This window comes from Nocardiopsis halotolerans DSM 44410 (assembly GCF_000341065.1).
In the GTDB taxonomy this organism is placed as follows: domain Bacteria; phylum Actinomycetota; class Actinomycetes; order Streptosporangiales; family Streptosporangiaceae; genus Nocardiopsis; species Nocardiopsis halotolerans.
The window spans coordinates 17,991-34,756 of sequence record NZ_ANAX01000176.1 but is presented as its reverse complement, the minus strand read 5'-3'; the positions used below and the strand labels follow the sequence as shown (position 1 = coordinate 34,756).

Here is a 16,766-nt window from a genome sequence, read left to right as displayed (position 1 = left end):
CTACCGATCCCCACCGCAGGGTGCCGGACCTACCGGGCTGCCTTCCCGTGCGGCTCACCGCCCCGCGTCCGGTCCGCGGCCCGGTACGCCTCCTCCCTTCGTCCGGCCCGATCTCATGCCGGGGTACGAGGTCACGCGGTCCGCGCGCTCCTATCGTGGAGGAATGCCCGTCCCGTTCCCGCGCACCCTGCTGGACCGCGCCACGCTCTGGGCCCGAGGCCACGTGCTCGCCGTGGACGCGTGCTGGGCCGCCGTCTGGTTCGGCATGTCGATGCTGACCTGGCCGAGGGCCAGCTTCGACGCCACAGAGTCGTGGGTCTACCTCGCCGTGTCCGCCGCGTGCTGCGCCGCCCTGGTCACGCGCCGCACCCGTCCGCTTCCGTGCCTGGCGGCGCTGGGGATCCTGCTGGCGTTCCACATCCTCTGGTTCGACCAGCCCACGACACCGGTGGGCGTCTGCGCCCTGGTCGCCTCCTACACGGCGCAGGCCGAACTCCCCCGCCCGTGGCGCGCCATCGGTTTCGTCCTGCTCCTGACCGGAGCGGCCTGGGCCGTCCTCTCCATCCCGCCCGACCACCTCTCCGCCGACCTGGAACTGCGCCTCAACAGCGTCCTCTCGGCGTGGACGGCCGTCGCGCTGTTCTCCCTGCTGGGAACGTTCCGCCGGCGCAACCGTGAGGAGTTCGCCCGCGTCGTGGAGCACGCCCAGCTGCTGGAGACCCAGCGGGAGCAGGAGGTGCGACTGGCCACGCTCGACGAGCGCACCCGCATCGCCCGGGAGATGCACGACATCCTCGCGCACTCGCTCAACGTCATCGTCGCCCAGGCCGACGGGGGCCGTTACGCCGCGAGCGCCGCACCGGAGCGCGCGGTGGCCGCCCTGTCCACCATCTCCCAGGTGGGACGCGAGTCCGCGGCGGAACTGCACCAGCTCCTGGGCGTCCTGCGCGACGGAGAGGGCCGCGGGGCCGCTCCGGCGCCCGGGGTCGGCGACCTGCCCGGTCTCGTCGACGAGTACCATCGCGCCGGTCTGCGGATCCGCCTGGTCCAGCACGGCCGCCCGCCCGCACCGCGCGACGGCCGTACCGGTCCGACCGCCCCGTCGACCCTGCCGACGACCGCGTCCCTGACGGTCTACCGCGTCGTGCAGGAGTCCCTCGCCAACGCGCTGAAGCACGCGGGAACCGCCGCCGTGCGGGTCGAACTCACGTGGTCGCCCGGGCGGGTGGAGGTCGTCGTGGCCAACGCCGTCCGCGAGGCCGTACCCGCGGCCTCCGGGGCGTCCACGTCCCCGTACGCGCCTCCGTCCGTGCCCCCCTCCACCGTCGGGGCGCACCCGGGCGGCGGTCGTCGGGGACCCGGTCACGGTCTGGTCGGCATGCGCGAGCGCGTGGGCCTGCACGGCGGCACCCTGGAGGTCGGCGCCGACGACGCGACCGGCACCTGGCGGGTGCGCGCGGTGGTCCCCTGGGAGGACGCGTGATCCGCGTGGGGCTGGCCGACGACCAGGTGCTGTTCACGGCGGGCATGGCGATGGTCATCGACTCCCAGCCGGACCTGGCCGTCGCCTGGGAGGCGGGCGACGGGGCGGAGGCCGTCACCCGTCAGCGCGCCGACCCCGTCGACGTCCTGCTCATGGACGTCCAGATGCCCGGCACGGACGGGTTGGGCGCCACGCGCGCCCTCGTCTCCTCGGGAGCGGACTGCCGCATCGTCATCCTCACCACCTTCGACACCGACGAGTACGTGGTCGAGGGCGTCGAGGCCGGGGCCGCGGGCTTCCTGCTCAAGAACACGCCGCCCGAGGAACTGCTGGAGGCCGTGCGCACCGTGCACCGCGGCGACTCGGTCGTCTCCGCCAGTTCCACGCGGAGGCTGCTCCAGCACGTGCGTCCGCTGCTCGGCGGCCCGTCCGCCCCGTCGGCCCCGCTGGACAGGGGCACCCGCCGCGCCGTCGAGTCCCTGACCCCGCGCGAGCAGGAGGTCCTCGTCGCCGTGGCGCTCGGGTACACGAACACGGAGATCTGCGAGCGCCTCGTGCTGTCCATGCCCACGGTGAAGACCCACGTGGGCCACGTCCTGGCCAAGACCGGCTCCCGTGACCGGGTCCAGGCGGTGCTGTTCGCGTTCCGCGCCGGGCTGGTCGACCGCGAGGACCTGCTCCGGGAGGCCTGAGCGGCCCGGACGGCCGGACGGACGTGCCCCGGGCACCGCCCTCCTACCGCGGCACGAGAGCGTTTCCCCTCCCCCGGCACGATGCCCTCCCCGGGTGCGGTCCCGGAGGCTCCTCGGTGGAAGGAGTTCCATGGACGACATCATCACCACGCACCACCTGACGAAGACCTACGGTTCGCGCACGGTCGTCGACGACCTCGACCTGCGGGTGCCGCGGGGCTGCGTGTACGGCTTCCTGGGCCCCAACGGTTCGGGCAAGTCCACCACCATGAAGATGCTGCTGTCGCTGGCCCGGCCCAGCCGGGGCGAGATCACCGTCTTCGGGCAGCCCATGAACCGGGACACGCGCCCCCGCCTCCTGCGGGAGATCGGCTCCCTCATCGAGGCCCCTCCCGGGTACGCCCACCTGACCGGGCGGGAGAACATGGCGATCGTCCAGCGGATGCTCGGGCTCAGCGACCAGCAGGTCTCCCGGGCGGTCGCCACCGTGCGGCTCCAGGAGCACATGGGCAAGCTCGTCCGCGCCTACTCGCTGGGGATGAAGCAGCGCCTGGGCATCGCGATGGCCCTGGCCCGGGATCCGCGCCTGCTCATCCTCGACGAGCCCACCAACGGCCTGGACCCCGCGGGCATCGAGGAGATCCGTGAACTGCTGGTGTCGCTGGCGGAGAACGGCATCACGGTCATGGTCTCCAGCCACCTGCTCGACGAGATCGACCGGATGGCGTCGGTACTGGGCATCCTCGGCCAGGGGAGGCTGATCTTCCAGGGCACGCGGTCCGAGCTGTTCGCCCGCAGCACCCCGGACCTGATCGTGGACACCCCCGAACCCGAGCGGGCCCTGGCCCTGGGCATCCCCGCCGTGCGTGAGGGAGGGGGCGTACGCCTGTCCGGGCTCGACGACGAGGACACGGCCGCGCTCGTGCGGCGGCTCGTCGGGGGCGACGTGCCGGTCCACGGTGTGCGGCGTGTCCAGCAGTCCCTGGAGGAGGTCTTCATGGACCTCACCGGCCGTGAGGGGCTGCTGTGATGCTGACCGCGATGAGTCTTGAGGTCCGCAAGGCGCGCAGGCTCAGGGTCGTGCTGGTCTGCGCTGTCATGGTGGCCGCCGTCGTCGCCCTGAGCTGTATGACACTGATGTCGGACTCCGCCCGGGAGGGCTTCGGCGACCCGGCGGCCCAGCCGTGGGAGAGCCTGTTCATGAGCCACGTCATGATCGCGGCCATGACCTCCCCCCTCCTGGTCGCGGTACTGGCCAGCAGGCAGGTCGACATCGAACACCAGGGCCAGGGCTGGATGCTGTCGCAGGTGGCCGGGTTCCCTCCGGGGCTGCTGTGCCGCGCCAAGGTCGCGGTGCTGGGACCGCTGCTGGCGGTCGCGGTGGCCGTACAGACCACCCTGATCGTCACCGCGGGCCTGGTCGCCGGGATCACCGTGCCGCTGCCCCTCGGAACGTGGATCCTGTACGCGGTCGGCCTGCTCCTCGTGGACCTGGCGCTTCTGTGCCTGCACGTGTTGCTGGCCGCCCGTGTGGAGAACCAGCTCGTCGGGATGGGCGTCGGGCTGCTCGGCGCGTTCTGCGGGGTGTTCTCCCTGCTGATGCCACCGGCCCTGGCACGGGTGCTGCCCTGGGGCTACTACGCGATCGTCTCCCCCATGGGGATGAGCGACGGCGGCTTCGTCCCGATCACTCCCGGGTACGGCTGGCTGGCCGCGTTCCTGGTACTCGTGGCGGTCCTGTTCGGCACGGTCAGCCACCGCTTCGACCGGACGGAGGCGTGATGGGGATGATCCTCGCCGAACTCACCAAACTGCGCCGCTCGGCCCTGTGGATCATGGCCGTGGTGCTGCCGCTGCTCGCGGTCATCACGGGAACCGTGAACTACGGCGCCAACGAGGAGGCGCTCTCCTCCGGCTGGGCGTCCTACTGGTCGCAGGTCGTGATCTTCTACGGGATGCTGTTCATGTCGATGGGGATCGCGGTGATGGCGTCGGCCGCGTGGCGCATGGAGCACCGCGGACACAACTGGAACCTGTTGATGGCCACGCCCGCGCGGGCCTTCGCGATCCTCGGCGCCAAGCTCGTCTCGCTCGCCCTGATGGTCGTGGTCATGCAGCTCGTCCTGCTCCTGATGGTGGTCCTGAGCGGGAAACTCGTCCTGGGCCTGGACGGCTGGCTGCCCTGGCACAGCACCGCCGCGGCGCTGCTGGGCGTCGTCGCCGCACTGCCGGTCGTCGCGTTGCAGTCCCTGCTGTCGATGCTGGTCCGCTCCTTCGCCGCGCCCGTCGCCCTCGGCCTCCTGGGCTGCGTGGCCGGGGCCGGCGTCCTCTACTCCGGGGTCGGCGGGGTGATCGCCCACGTGGTTCCCCAGGCCCTGGTCAGCAGGTCGCTCAGCCTCGGCAGCACGGCCGTCTCCGACGCCGGGGCCATCGACCCGTCGACGACGTCCGCCGTCGTGTTCGCGGCGGTGTCGGTCACCCTCGTCCTGTGGACGCTCGCCGCGACGGTGCTGAGCCGCGGGGACGTGCGCTGAGGACCTCCCCGGGAGCCACGGAGGCGGCCGGTCCTCCGGCCGCCTCCGTGGGACGGGGCCCGGCTCCCGGCGCGGGGGTCCCGCCGGGAGCCGGGTGTCGGTCAGGGCCGCCCCGGCGGGGTGCTGCGGCGGGTGTCCAGCCACAGCACCTGCGGGTCGTGGTCACTGACCTGGTCGTGGAACTCGGAGTTGATCCGCGCGACGTCGTACTCGATCCGGCCCGCGAGCGCCCGGCTGACCAGGATGTGGTCCAGGGCCTGGGAGTTGCCGTCGTAGACGTAGTTGTAGCGCTCCTCCTCGGGCAGGTCCGTCATCGGGTTGTACAGCGGACCGTCGACGGTGAGGGTCTCCAGGGTCCGGGAGAACTGGAAGTCGTTCAGGTCGCCCATGACCACGAGGTTGGCCTCGGGGTCCACGGACAGCAGTTCCTCGGCGAAGTCGCGCACGAGCGCGGCCTGGGCGTGGCGCTGGGTCTCGCTGGAGCGCTCCGGGGGCTGGTTGACGCCGTGCAGCGACTCGTCCCCGCCCTTGGAGTTGAAGTGGTTGGTGACCACGTAGATGTCCCGGTTCAGGGCGCGGAAGTGGCCGACCAGCGGCTTGCGGCTGGACTCCCATGCCTCGGCCTGAGGGCTGATACGGCCCGGGGACACCGACAGCTCGGCGCCACGCTCGCCCTCCACGGCCTCCACGGCGGTGGTCGCGTCGCCGCCCTCGCGGTCAACGAACCGCACCCGCTCGGGGTTGAAGAGGAAGGCGTTGCGGATGTTACCGCCGGGCTGCCCACCGTCCTGCTTGTCCAGCGGATTGATCTGGCGCCACTCGTAGGCGGGGCCGCCCCGCGCCTCGACCGCCGCGACCAGCCGGTCCAGCGTGACGTCGGCCGCCACGACCCCGTCGTCGGCCGGCCCGGTGTTGTCCTGGATCTCCTCCAGGCCGATGATGTCGGGCGAGTTCAGGTACTCGACGATCCCGGTGGCCAGCTCGTCGTACTTGGCCTGGTCGTCCTGCCCGTCGAGGTTCTCGACGTTGTAGGTGGCGATGCTGACCTCGTGGCGCGCGGTGTCGCGGACACCGGTGCGCTCCAGGCCGCCGGGAACGTGTTCTCCCAGGGTGGTGGCCCGGATGAGGTAACCGCCGTACTGGCTGTAGTAGAGGGGGCCCTCGGTGACCCCCGCGAGGGTGTCGCCCACGTTGGCGTCGGGGAACGGGTGCTGGGCGCGGTCCAGCAGCGACTCGACCTTGACCCGGCCCGCGTTGGGGTCGTCGTAGGACCCGTAGCGGGTGCCGCCGTTGACGGTGGGGTTGTGCTCGGGCCGGGTCGTCACCCAGAGCGCGTGGTAGTCGTCGGTGGCGCCGACCACGGGGGCGTCCTCCACGCGGACGAGCATGTGTTCGTGCGCGGCCCAGAAGTCCAGGGCGTGGACGTCGGGCTCCAGGGTGAGGTCGGAGACGTCCCCGCCCGGCTGGGGCGCGTACTCCTCGGGGATGGCGTCCTCGTCCAGCAGGACGGCCCCGGGCGTCTCCTGACCGGAGGACAGGACCGACCAGCGGGCCTGGCTCAGCTGGGTGATGGTCTGCGCCCCGGAGGAGGGCCGGTACTCGCTGACCCGCCCGGCGACCAGGACCTCGTCGCCCACGGCCACGTCGGGGGTGGTGGAACCGGTGAAGACGAACATCCCCTCGCTGGTGCGCGGGTCGCCGTCGCCCTCGGTGTCCTGGAACCAGAAGCCCCGGGCGCCGCCGAAGGAGTTGACCGCCGTGACCACGCCGGGCAGGCCGGTGACCTGCTCTCCCTCGTAGGGGGAGGTGCGGGTGGTGCCCTGGACGTCGTGGACGCGCAGGTCACCGGGTTCGACGGGCTCCTCGGGGTCGTCTCCGCCCCCGTCCGGGGTCCGCCCCGCGGTGTTGACGGGGGACGGCTCCCCGGCCGTGAGGTCAGCCGCGTTGTTCCCGGTGTCGGAGAGGTCGGCGTCGCGCGAGGCGGAGGTGGTGTTGTCCAGTCCGGGGGCGGGCGCGCCCTCGTGGACGACGGCGTCACCGTAGCCGACGACGTCGACGACGGACGCGTCCCCGGCGCACTCCGCGGCGGTCCGGCAGGTGACGGGGGCGGTGCCCCGCACGAGCAGGACGGAGCCGGAGGACGCGGACATGTTGGCGCCGCCGGTGGCGTCGGGGGTCGGGAGCTCGACGCCGCCCCCGGCGCCCGCCGCCTGGCGTACGAGGTAGTACTCGTCCGCGCCGATCCGGCCGTCCAGTTCGGTGACCTGGACGCGGGTGGTCGGTTTGGGGCTGGCGGGCAGGTACTGCACGCTCCAGCCGTCGAGGGAGACCGGTTCGCCGGTGGGGTTGCCCAGCTCGACGAAGTCGTTGCGCAAGGCGGCGCCGCTGTTGCCGCCTCCGCCGTACACCTCGCTGATCACCGGGGTGGTGGTGTCGGCGAGGGCGGTCGGCGCCGCCGCGAGGCCGATGCCCAGGAGCACCGCCGCCGCGGCGGACGTGGACGCGGTCAGGCGTCCGGGTCTGTTGGGGGACACATCTTCTCCCGGGGGAACGGGGGTCGGGCGTGCACATCATGGCCCCCGGTGGTGTCCGACCGAAAGAGACGACGTGAAAAGGAGGCGAAGCAGGGCGTAGTTAGTGCGATCGGACGATTCGACCAGCCCCCCGCACTCGTGCAATCCTCCAACACCCACCCCGGCCGGGAACGGCCGCCGGGAAGCGCGCCCACCCGCCCCGGTCCTCCGCGTGGAGGCCCACGACACCGGGCTGGCGCACCCCGCACCCGGTGTCCGGTACGGGGGCGGCGGCCGTCACACGTCCGTGCACGACCGCCGTCCTCCTCCCGCTACAGGCGCGGGTCGACCGGTTCCGACTCCAGGGCCAGCACCGCGAACACCGCCTCGTGCACGCGCCACAGCGGTTCGCTCCGGGCGTGCCGGGCCAGGGCCTCCAGGCCCAGCTTGTGCTCGCGCATGGCCAGACCGCTCTTGCGGCCCAGGTTGCGTTCCCTCAGGACCGCCAGCCGCTCCGGGTCGGTGTAGTCGGGGCCGTAGATGATCCGCAGGTACTCGGGGCCACGCACCTTCAGCCCCGGCTGGGCCAGACCCTTGCGTCCCCTGGCGCGTGCGCCCAGGACCGGCTTCACCACCATGCCCTCGCCCCCGGTGGCGACCATGTCGGCCCACCAGTCCGCGGCCGACGCGCACGCGTCCGGGTCGGTGGTGTCCACGACCCGGTAACGGGTGGAGCGGACCAGGCCGCTCACCTCGGCGAGCCGCTCGGCCACCGCCATGTGCCACAGGTGGTCGGCGTCCCCGTACTCCCGGCCCTCGGAGGCCAGCACCATGAACGGCGCGTACCGGAGCCCGGCGACGCCGTCGGTGTCCCAGGAGTAACGCCGGTAGACCCGGCTGAACTCCTCCATCTGTTCCGTACGGCGCGCCACACCGTCCACCAGGTCGTCCACCGGCACGCCGCGCCCGGCCGCCGCGGCGAGCGCGGCTCCGGCGGCGGGCAGGGCCGCACGTGCGGCGGCGCCCACCGACGCGTACTGTTCGCGGATCAGCGACCGGGCCTTGGCCGACCACGGCAGCATCTCCCCGTCCAGGGCGACCCAGTCGGTGCCCAGCCGGTCCCACAGCCCGGCCTCGGTGACCGCATCGCGCAGCCGGTCCACCACCTCGGCCTGGAGGACCGGGTCGTTGAAGAACGGGCGCCCGGTACGGGTGTGGACGGTGCCCAGCTCTCCGGGTACGAACCGGCGCTCGGCCGCGGCGGCGTCACGGCACAGCACGGCGACGGCCCGCGACCCCATGTGCTTCTCCTCGCACACGACCTCCCCGATCCCCGACCCCCGGAAGGAGGCGAAGGCCTCGTTCGGGTGTTCCAGCAGACCGGGCTCGGTCGAGGTCGGGGCCGGGGCCATGGTCGGCGGCAGGTACAGCAGCCAGCGCGGGTCCACCGAGAACCGGCTCATCACCTCCAGCGCGGCCAGGGTGTGGTCACCGCTCGCCTTCACGCGGCCGTGGGCGGTGTCCACGGCCACGCCCGGCTGGAAGTCGCCGACACCGACGTCGGTGATGTCCACGGTGGTGTCCGGACGGGTGTCCGTCACCTTCCCGGAGTCGCCGCCCAGCGGGCGCGCGGGCTCGTACCAGGTGCGGTGGGCGGCCACGTCGACCAGTTCGCGCTCCGGATAGCGCAGCGCGGTGAGCCTGCCGCCGAACACGCAGCCGGTGTCCAGGCACAGGGTGTTGTTGAACCACTCGGCCTTGACCATCGGCGTGTGCCCGTGGACCACGGCGGCCCCACCCCGGTACTCGCGCGCCCACGGCAGCCGCACCGGGAGCCCGTACTCGTCGGTCTCGCCGGTGGTCTCGCCGTACAGGGCGAAGGAGCGCACGCGGCCGGAGGCCCGCCCGTGGTACTCCTCCTTGAGTCCGGCGTGCGCGACGACCAGCCTGCCCCCGTCGAGGACGAGGTGGCTGACCAGGCCGTCGCAGAAGTCCAGTACGCGCCTGCGGAACTCCTCGCTCTCCCCGGCCAGCTGCTCCATGGTCTCGGCGAGGCCGTGCGTGAGCCGGGCCGTGGCTCCCCTGAGCACCCGGATGAGCTTGTTCTCGTGGTTGCCGGGCACACAGAGGGCGTCGCCGTCGGCGACCATGCCCATGACCAGGCGGAGCACGCCGGGGCTGTCGGGTCCCCGGTCCACGAGGTCGCCGACGAACACCGCCGTGCGGCCCTCGGGGTGGCGGGCGCCGACCGGGCGCCCCTGGTCGTCGCGGGAGAACTCGTAGCCCAGCTCCCCGAGCAGTTCCTCCAGTTCCGCACGGCAGCCGTGCACGTCGCCGACGATGTCGAACGGGCCGGTGAGCTCCGTCCGGTCCGGCCAGGCGCGTTCCAGGTCGATGGTCGCGGCGTCGATCTCCTCCGGCCCCCGGAGCACGTGCACCTTGCGGAAACCCTCGCGCCGGAGCCGCCTGACGCTCTGTTTGAGGTCGCGCCGCTGCCTGCGGATGACGTGGTCGCCGAAGTCGCGGTCGGGCCGGTCCCGGTTGCGTTCCCTGGCCAGCGCCTCGGGAACGTCGAGCACGATGGCCGTGGACAGCACGTCGTTGGCCTTGGCGATGCGCACCAGTTCCTGTCGCGCCCTGGCCTGCACGTTGGTGGCGTCGACCACCGCGAGCAGGCCCCGCCGCAGCCGGATGTCCACGACGGTGTGCAGCAGCGAGAACGCGTCGGCGCTGGCGGACTGGTCGTTCTCGTCGTCGCTGACCACGCCCCGGCAGTGGTCGGAGCTGATCACCTGTGTGGGCGCGAAGTGCCTGGCGGCGAAGGTGGACTTGCCGGAGCCGGACACCCCGACCAGCACGACGAGCCCCATCTCGGGCACGCCGAGCACGCGTGGCTCGGCGGTCTCGGGCCTCTCGGGCCTCTCTGTCCCACTCATCGGGTGAAGACTCCCATCTGGGTCGGGGCGCCGGTCGCGGGGTGTTCGGGTCCGACCGGCAGGTAGCGGACGCGGTAGCCGTGCTCGCCGGCGACCCGGTCCGCCCACAGGGTGAACTCGGCGCGCGTCCACTCGAAACGGTGGTCGCTGTGCCGGAAGGAGCCGTCCTCCAGCCCCTCGTAGTGGGTGTTGTACTCGGCGTTGGGCGTGGTGACCACGACGACGCGGGGCCGGGCGGAGCCGAACACGCTCTCCTCCATCGCGGGCAGCCTCGACGGGTCGAGGTGCTCGACCACCTCCATCAGGACGGCGGCGTCGTGGCCCCCGAACCGGCCGTCACGGTAGACGACGGAGCCGACGAACAGCTCCGGCCGCCGTGTCCGCGCCTCCTGTCGGGCGCGGGCTCCTCCGGCCCCGTCCCCGAACAGGGGCCGGTGGCGCTTCCGCCCGTCCCCGCACCCCCCGCACACCCTGCGGTGGGCGCGTTCGAGGTTGACGACGCTGACGTCCACACCGGTGATCCGTTCCAGGGAGTGGTCGTCGACCAGCCGCTCCAGCAGCTGGCCCGAACCGCAGCCCAGGTCGATGACGCTGGTGGCGTTCTCGGCGCGCAGCACCGCCATGACCGCTCCGGCCCGCTGTTCGGCCAGGCTGGGACCGCGTTCCTCGTGCGACGGCTCCGTGGCGGCCTCCTCGTTCCCCGGGTCGTCCCCCTCCTCCTCGGCCGTGTCGTCGGCCTCGGCCAGGCGGGCCAGTGCCGTCCGCACGTAGCCGTCGCGGCGGTTGAGGTAGCGGCGGGCGATCCAGGCGCGTTCGGGGTGTCCGGCGAGCCATCCTGTGTCGGCGGAGGTCTCCCCGCCGTCCCCGGTGGCCTCCCCGGACGCGGGGGACCCGGGGGTTTCCTCCCCCGCCTCCACGGCCAGCCCACCGGCGCGCAGGAGCTTGTCCACCTCGCTCCGGTCCACCCAGTAGTGCTTGTTGCCGTCCATGGCGGGCAGCAGCACGTACAGGTGGCTGAGCGCCTCGGACAGGCGCAGGGTGCCGGTGAGGGTGAGCGACAGGTAGTGGGAGTCGCCCCACCCGGGCAGCCCGGGGTCGAGCGGCACCGGTTCGGCCTCCACCGTCCAGCCCAGGGGCTCGAACAGGGAGCGGACGCGGTCGGCCCCGCCCCGGCAGGGCACCGCGGGCATGCGCAGTTCCAGCGGGAGCGGCGTGCGCGCCAGTTCGGGGCGCTGCTTGCAGTCGCCCCTGAGCGCGGACCGCAGCACCCTGCCCAGCGCCACCGTGAACAGCGAGGAGGTCGCGTAGGGGCGGTCGTTGACGTACTGGGCCAGCGCGAAGTCGGGGGTGCTCACCGACGTGCGCGTACGCAGCAGCGCCTGCGCGTCGACGTCCAGCAACAGCGCCGCCGTGCAGCGCTCGTCCGTGGCCTCGGGGTAGAAGACGTGGGCCGTCCCGAAGGACTGCTCGAAACTCTGCGCCCTGTCAGGATGCTTGTGCAGCAGGAAACCGAGGTCCGTCGCGGGGGTCGCCGTGGTCGTGATCGTCAGTAGCACACGTGCATTGTGACCGAGTGTCCGTTGCCCTGGCGAAGGTTTTTCGGACCTTCGGATCAGCGGCGCCGGAACGCGCGGGCGTGGTGGCGGGTGGTGAACACGGCGACGGTGGCCAGCACGGCCGTGAGGGCCACCGCGTTGGCGAGGGCCAGGGTCGCCACGGACACCGGAAGGGTGGACAGGGGCGAGTCGACCGGGACACGGTCCAGGATCGGTGTCCACAGCCGCCACACCCCCACGGACAGAAGCAGGTACGGGGGCGTGCTGGTCAGGGCGGTGATCGCGGGATAGGGCAACCGGACGGTCCGGACCAGGGGCCAGACCAGGACCGCGGCGAGGGGGACGGGCAGGAGGAGGAGCGCCAGGGCGGCACCGATGTTGGCGTCGGGGGCGGTGTGCGCGGCCTCCATGAGCTGGCTGACCGCCCAGCCGAGGAGGTGGGCCAGGAGCACCGAGGCGAAGGCCGCGATCGCGGCGAGCAGGATCGCGCGCGGCACGGCGACGGGGGCGTGGGGGCGGTGGGTCATACCCACAGGGTGCCCGAGATCCTCCTCCCCGCGCCTGAGTAGCGGTACTCAGGCGCTCAGGTCCGGCCTCCGGGGTCCTGCTGTCCCGGGTCCACCCCCAGATCGACCATGGCACGGAGCAGTTCGGTGTGGGAGGGGCCGAAGAACGACCACGGCGTGTCGCAGCGCGTCGTTCCCGCGGCGGTCAGGTGCCAGCGCGCGGCCTCGGTCATCCCGGTCCGGTGGAAGGCCCAGCCGAACAGGTGGTGCGCCTGCGCGTCCCGGATGTGGGGCTCCGCCTCGGCGACCCACGCCCGGGCGAGGGCGAACAGTTCCTGGAGCGACTCCCCGTGCAGGCGGCCCAGGGCCATGTCGACGATGTAGGCGCTGCTGCCCTCGGCGCGCAGGCGCTTCTGCTCGACGCGCACGTGTTCGGCGTGGGCGAGGGCGAGCACGGAAGGCAGAGGGCTGCCGGTGGGCGCGGTGTCCGCCGTGGCGCCCGCGAAGGCGAGCATCTCCTCGGCGCTGCCGCCCCGGCTGGGCGACAGGGTGCGCGTGCGGACCATGTGGGCGGGGAACAGGTGGGGGGCCCGGGCGGTGATCTCGCGCCAGATCCGGTCCTTCTCCTCCCGGCCCGCGCCCAGCCCCATGACGATGGTCTGGAGCCCGGCCCAGGGCGCCGCGTCGTCGGTGCGCAGTCGCGCGGCGGTCCTCAGGGCCTCCGCCGCCTCGTGCAGGGCGGCGGAGAAGCCCTTCTCGTCGGCTTTGGTGTCCCCCGCGGGCCGGGCGAGGGCGCGGGCCAGCAGCGCGTGCCCCAGCCAGAGCACGGTGTCGGCCTGGTCCGCTCCGGTCTTCAGGAGCGCGGCGACCTCCCCGGGCGTGTCCGCCATGGCCCTGGCCAGCGCCTCGACCCGCAGCACGCGGGTCTCGGCGTCGTCACGGCTCTCCACCAGCAGGGTCAGACCGGCTTCGAGGTCACCCTCGCGTGCCGCGTCGCACGCGGACCGCAGCACCGGGTCGGCCCCGAAGGCCTCCGGCACCAGGTGTGCCCCGATCTCGGCGCCCCGCCGTGGCACCCTGCCTGGTTTGCGCACGAATCGCCACATGCGACCGAGCGTAGCCGTCCCGGATGGCCCGTGGAACCGCGTACGCCGGGTGGAGGAACCCGGAAGCCAAGCAGTAAGGTAAGGCTTACCTTCATCAAACGAGCGGCGTGAGAGCCCCCATCCGGCGCTCCGGGGCCGCTGGCAGCGCGGAGCCGTACTCCGTGTCGAGCGAAAGGTGCCCTACGTTGAGAATTCGAGGAGCTCGTGCGGCGGTCGGCCGCACCGGTCGGCGCGCGGCCGTGGTGGTCGCGGCGGTCGTCGCCGTGACCGGGTGCGGCGGCGCGGCCCGGGAGGGCGAACCGGGGCCCTCCGCCGGAGGCGGCGGGGACTATCCCGTGACCGTCCGGACCCACCACGGCGAGGTCACGGTCGAGGAGAGCCCGACCCGGGTCCTGGCCCTGGGCTTCGCCACCGCCGACGAGGCCATCTCCCTGGGGGTGACGCCGGTCAGCGTCGCCGCCGATCCGGCGAGCCTGGAGACCGCCACCCCCTGGATGGCCGACGAGCTGGCCGGGATCGCCGACCCCGGTCTGCTCACGTCCGACGGCCAACCCGACCTCGAGGCCATCGCCTCGGTCCAGCCCGACCTGATCCTCGCGCAGACCTTCCAGGTTCCGGACGCGACCACGTTCGAGCGGCTCAACGCGATCGCGCCGACGGTCGCCCCGGACTCCGAGGCCCTCAACGTCGACTGGGACACGCGCCTGCGCACCACCGCCCGGGCATTGGGCGGGGAGGAGGAGGCCGAGAAACTGATCGCCTCCGTCAGCGACGAGTTCGCCGAGGTCGGCTCCTCCGTGCCCGACATCGGGTCCAGGACCTACCAGTGGGTGCGCGCCGACCCGACCGGGTACTCCTTCGGCAACGGTTCGGTGCTCGAACTGTTCGGGCTCACCCCGGCGGACAACCAGGACAACACCCAGTTGGGCGATCCGCTGCCCCTGGAGCGCACCGGTGAACTCGACGCCGACGTCCTCATGGTGTGGGCCCCGACCGAGGAGGACCGCGCCCGACTCGACGAGGACCCCCTGTTCCAGACGCTGCCCGCGGTCGGGGCCTCGACGGTGTACTACGCCGACCTGGCCTTCGCCAACGCCCTGAACTCCCCGGCGCCCATCGGGCTGGGCTGGCTCAGGGGCGAACTGGAACCGGTCATCGGACAGCTCGCCTGAGGACGGCGTGCCCGGGTACGGGTCCGGGACGGTTCAGGGTCGGTTGATGCTCGCCTCCGGAACGATCTCCGGAGCACCGTGCTGGACGGCGTCCGCCTCCTGGTCGGTGTCCTGCTCCTGCGCCGCGCGTTCGGCCTCGATCCCCTTGCGGTAGTACTCGACCTCGCGCCTGACCTGGTCCTCGCTCCACTCCAGGGGGCCGGCGAGCAGTTCGGCGGCCTCCTCGGCGGCGGCGATACCGCGGTCCCAGGTCTCGAAGGAGATCCGGGTGCGCCGGGACAGGACGTCCTCCAGGTGGCGGGCGCCCTCGGCCTCCACCGCGTAGACGACCTCGGCGCGCAGGTAGTCGTCGGCGTTCGCGAGCGGACGTCCGAGGTCGGGGCGCTCCCGGATCAGGTCCAGCAGGTCGTGGACCGAGGAGCCGTAGCGGCGCAGCAGGTGGGTGACGCGGGAGACGTGCAGGCCCGCGTTGCGGGCCAGCCGGTACCGCTGGTTGTACAGCGCCCAGTACCCGTCGGCGCCCACCAGGGGCAGCCGGTCGGTGACCGAGGCCGGGAGCCCGTCGCCCAGGCCGTGCGCGACCGCGTCCACCGCGTCCTTGGCCATCACGCGGTAGGTGGTGTACTTGCCCCCTGCGATGAGGACCAGCCCGGGCACGGGGTGGGCGACCGTGTGCTCGCGGGAGAGCTTGGAGGTCTCCTCCGACTCCCCCGACAGCAGCGGGCGCAGGCCCGCGTAGACGCCCTCCACGTCGTCCCGCCCCAGGGGCGTACGCAGCACCTGGTTGACGTGGTCGAGGACGTAGTCGATGTCGGCACGGCTGGCCGCGGGGTTCTCCTTGTCCAGGTCCCAGGCGGTGTCGGTGGTGCCGATGATCCAGTGTCGGCCCCAGGGGATGACGAACAGGACGCTCTTCTCGGTGCGCAGGATCATCCCCGAGGAGGCCTGGATGCGGTCGCGCGGCACCACGAGGTGGACGCCCTTGGACGCGCTGACGTGGATCTGGCCCCGGCCGCCGACCATCTCCTGGATGTCGTCGGTCCACACGCCGGCCGCGTTGACCACCTGGCGGGCGCGGACACGGATTTCACCGCCGCCCTCCAGGTCGGCGACGGTGGCGCCGACGACGTGTTCACCCTCGCGCAGGAACCCGACCGCCTGGGCGCGGGAGGCGATCCTGGCCCCCAGCCCGGCGGCGGTGCGCAGCACGGTGGTGACGAAGCGGGCGTCGTCCACCTGGCAGTCCCAGTACTGGATGGCCCCGGCGAGGGCGCCGCGCTTGAGCGCGGGGAAGACCCGCAGCGCGCCGGACCTGCTCAGATGGCGGTGCGCGGGCAGCCCCCGGTTGTTGCGCGAGGTCAGGGCGAGGGCGTCGTAGAGGGTGACGCCCGCACCGATGTAGGCGCGCTCCCAGTGGTGGGAGAAGGGGAACAGGAAGGGCACCGGGCGGACCAGGTGCGGGGCGATGGTGGTGAGCAGCAGGCCGCGCTCCTGGAGCGCCTCCCGGACCAGTTCGAAGTCGAACTGTTCCAGGTAGCGCAGCCCGCCGTGGATGAGTTTGCTGGATCGGCTGGAGGTGCCCGACGCGAAGTCGCGCGCCTCGACCAGCCCCGTGGACAGTCCGCGCGAGACCGCGTCCAGGGCGATACCCGCCCCGACGATGCCTCCCCCGACCACGAGGACGTCGAGTTCCTCGTCGGCCATCGACGCGAGCGCCTCGGAGCGCCCCTTCGGTCCCAGCCAGGTGGTAGCCATCCGTCTCCTCCGTCTCGATGGTGTCCCTCCCAGGCGCATACCCGCCGGGGCCCGTGTCCATCGGAGAGGGNNNCCCGCCGCACCGGCGTGTCCCGGGGAGGTGGATCGGAGGAGACCGAGGGAGGGGACGAGGCGGGCGGGACCGTCGGACGGAGGTCAGTTCCCGCGCAGACCCAGCGCCAGGAAAGCGGCGGCCATGGTGGCCAGTCCTCCGACGAGGGAGGCGGCCCCGAGACCGGCTCCGCCCGCACCGGCCGCCGCGTCGGCGACCGCGACCAGCGCGGCCAGTCCGACCGCACCGCCGATCTGCTGGGAGGTGGACACCATGGCCGACCCCACACCCCGTTCGGCCTCGTCGACGGCGTTTCCGGCGGCGGTGAACACGATCGGGTAGGTGGTCCCGGCGGTGACGCCGAGCAGGACGACCACGGGGAGCATGGCCCAGTAGGAGTCGGCCGCGACGGCGACGGCGAAGAGCACCGCGGTGAGGCCCGCTCCGGCCGTGCCCGCGAG

General features: G+C 72.8%; 13 protein-coding genes. 6 read left to right on the top strand and 7 right to left on the bottom strand.

Annotation, left to right across the window (positions count from 1 at the left end):
* Positions 1-163: 163 nt before the first annotated feature.
* The 5 genes from D455_RS0113630 to D455_RS0113610 all read left to right on the top strand — a co-directional run bounded on the left by D455_RS0113630 (position 164) and on the right by D455_RS0113610 (position 4,709).
* A complete protein-coding gene (locus tag D455_RS0113630) occupies positions 164-1,483 on the top strand; it encodes a sensor histidine kinase (protein ID WP_017571272.1) in 1,320 nt (439 codons plus the stop codon).
* Complete coding sequence (locus D455_RS0113625) at positions 1,480-2,175, top strand: response regulator (protein ID WP_017571271.1); 696 nt, start codon at positions 1,480-1,482, stop codon at positions 2,173-2,175. The genes D455_RS0113630 and D455_RS0113625 overlap by 4 nt, the downstream gene beginning before the upstream one ends.
* A 130-nt stretch (positions 2,176-2,305) precedes the next feature.
* The gene (locus D455_RS0113620; protein ID WP_017571270.1) at positions 2,306-3,205 is read left to right on the top strand and encodes an ABC transporter ATP-binding protein; all 900 of its coding nucleotides are present in this window, start codon (positions 2,306-2,308) and stop codon (positions 3,203-3,205) included.
* An 11-nt stretch (positions 3,206-3,216) separates the two neighbouring features.
* Positions 3,217-3,957 carry an ABC transporter permease gene (locus D455_RS0113615; protein WP_241480247.1) on the top strand — a complete coding sequence of 247 codons (741 nt, stop codon included), beginning with the start codon at positions 3,217-3,219 and terminating at the stop codon, positions 3,955-3,957.
* The gene (locus D455_RS0113610) at positions 3,957-4,709 is read left to right on the top strand and encodes an ABC transporter permease (RefSeq protein ID WP_017571268.1); all 753 of its coding nucleotides are present in this window, start codon (positions 3,957-3,959) and stop codon (positions 4,707-4,709) included. The genes D455_RS0113615 and D455_RS0113610 overlap by 1 nt, the downstream gene beginning before the upstream one ends.
* A 101-nt stretch (positions 4,710-4,810) precedes the next feature.
* On the opposite strand, the gene D455_RS0113605 is transcribed toward D455_RS0113610, so the two are convergent.
* The 5 genes from D455_RS0113605 to D455_RS0113585 all read right to left on the bottom strand — a co-directional run bounded on the left by D455_RS0113605 (position 4,811) and on the right by D455_RS0113585 (position 13,326).
* Positions 4,811-7,243 carry an endonuclease/exonuclease/phosphatase family protein gene (locus D455_RS0113605; RefSeq protein ID WP_017571267.1) on the bottom strand — a complete coding sequence of 811 codons (2,433 nt, stop codon included), beginning with the start codon at positions 7,241-7,243 and terminating at the stop codon, positions 4,811-4,813.
* 311 nt (positions 7,244-7,554) lie between these two features.
* Positions 7,555-10,158 (bottom strand): polynucleotide kinase-phosphatase, encoded by a 2,604-nt coding sequence (locus tag D455_RS0113600; RefSeq protein WP_026122604.1) that lies wholly within the window; start codon positions 10,156-10,158, stop codon positions 7,555-7,557.
* Positions 10,155-11,714 carry a 3' terminal RNA ribose 2'-O-methyltransferase Hen1 gene (locus D455_RS0113595; protein ID WP_017571265.1) on the bottom strand — a complete coding sequence of 520 codons (1,560 nt, stop codon included), beginning with the start codon at positions 11,712-11,714 and terminating at the stop codon, positions 10,155-10,157. Before D455_RS0113595 ends, D455_RS0113600 begins: the two co-directional genes overlap by 4 nt.
* Before the next feature lie 56 nt (positions 11,715-11,770).
* On the bottom strand, positions 11,771-12,241 hold the full coding sequence (locus D455_RS0113590; RefSeq protein ID WP_017571264.1) for a hypothetical protein: 471 nt from the start codon (positions 12,239-12,241) through the stop codon (positions 11,771-11,773).
* Positions 12,242-12,297: 56 nt separating this feature from the next.
* Positions 12,298-13,326 (bottom strand): hypothetical protein, encoded by a 1,029-nt coding sequence (locus D455_RS0113585; RefSeq protein ID WP_026122603.1) that lies wholly within the window; start codon positions 13,324-13,326, stop codon positions 12,298-12,300.
* 185 nt (positions 13,327-13,511) lie between these two features.
* Here D455_RS0113585 and D455_RS0113580 point away from each other — a divergent pair, with 185 nt between their 5' ends.
* On the top strand, positions 13,512-14,498 hold the full coding sequence (locus D455_RS0113580; RefSeq protein ID WP_026122602.1) for an ABC transporter substrate-binding protein: 987 nt from the start codon (positions 13,512-13,514) through the stop codon (positions 14,496-14,498).
* 33 nt (positions 14,499-14,531) lie between these two features.
* On the opposite strand, the gene D455_RS0113575 is transcribed toward D455_RS0113580, so the two are convergent.
* Positions 14,532-16,253 (bottom strand): glycerol-3-phosphate dehydrogenase/oxidase, encoded by a 1,722-nt coding sequence (locus D455_RS0113575; protein ID WP_017571261.1) that lies wholly within the window; start codon positions 16,251-16,253, stop codon positions 14,532-14,534.
* Positions 16,254-16,409: 156 nt separating this feature from the next.
* Positions 16,410-16,733 (bottom strand): MFS transporter, encoded by a 324-nt coding sequence (locus tag D455_RS34540; RefSeq protein WP_017571260.1) that lies wholly within the window; start codon positions 16,731-16,733, stop codon positions 16,410-16,412.
* Positions 16,734-16,766 lie beyond the last annotated feature (33 nt).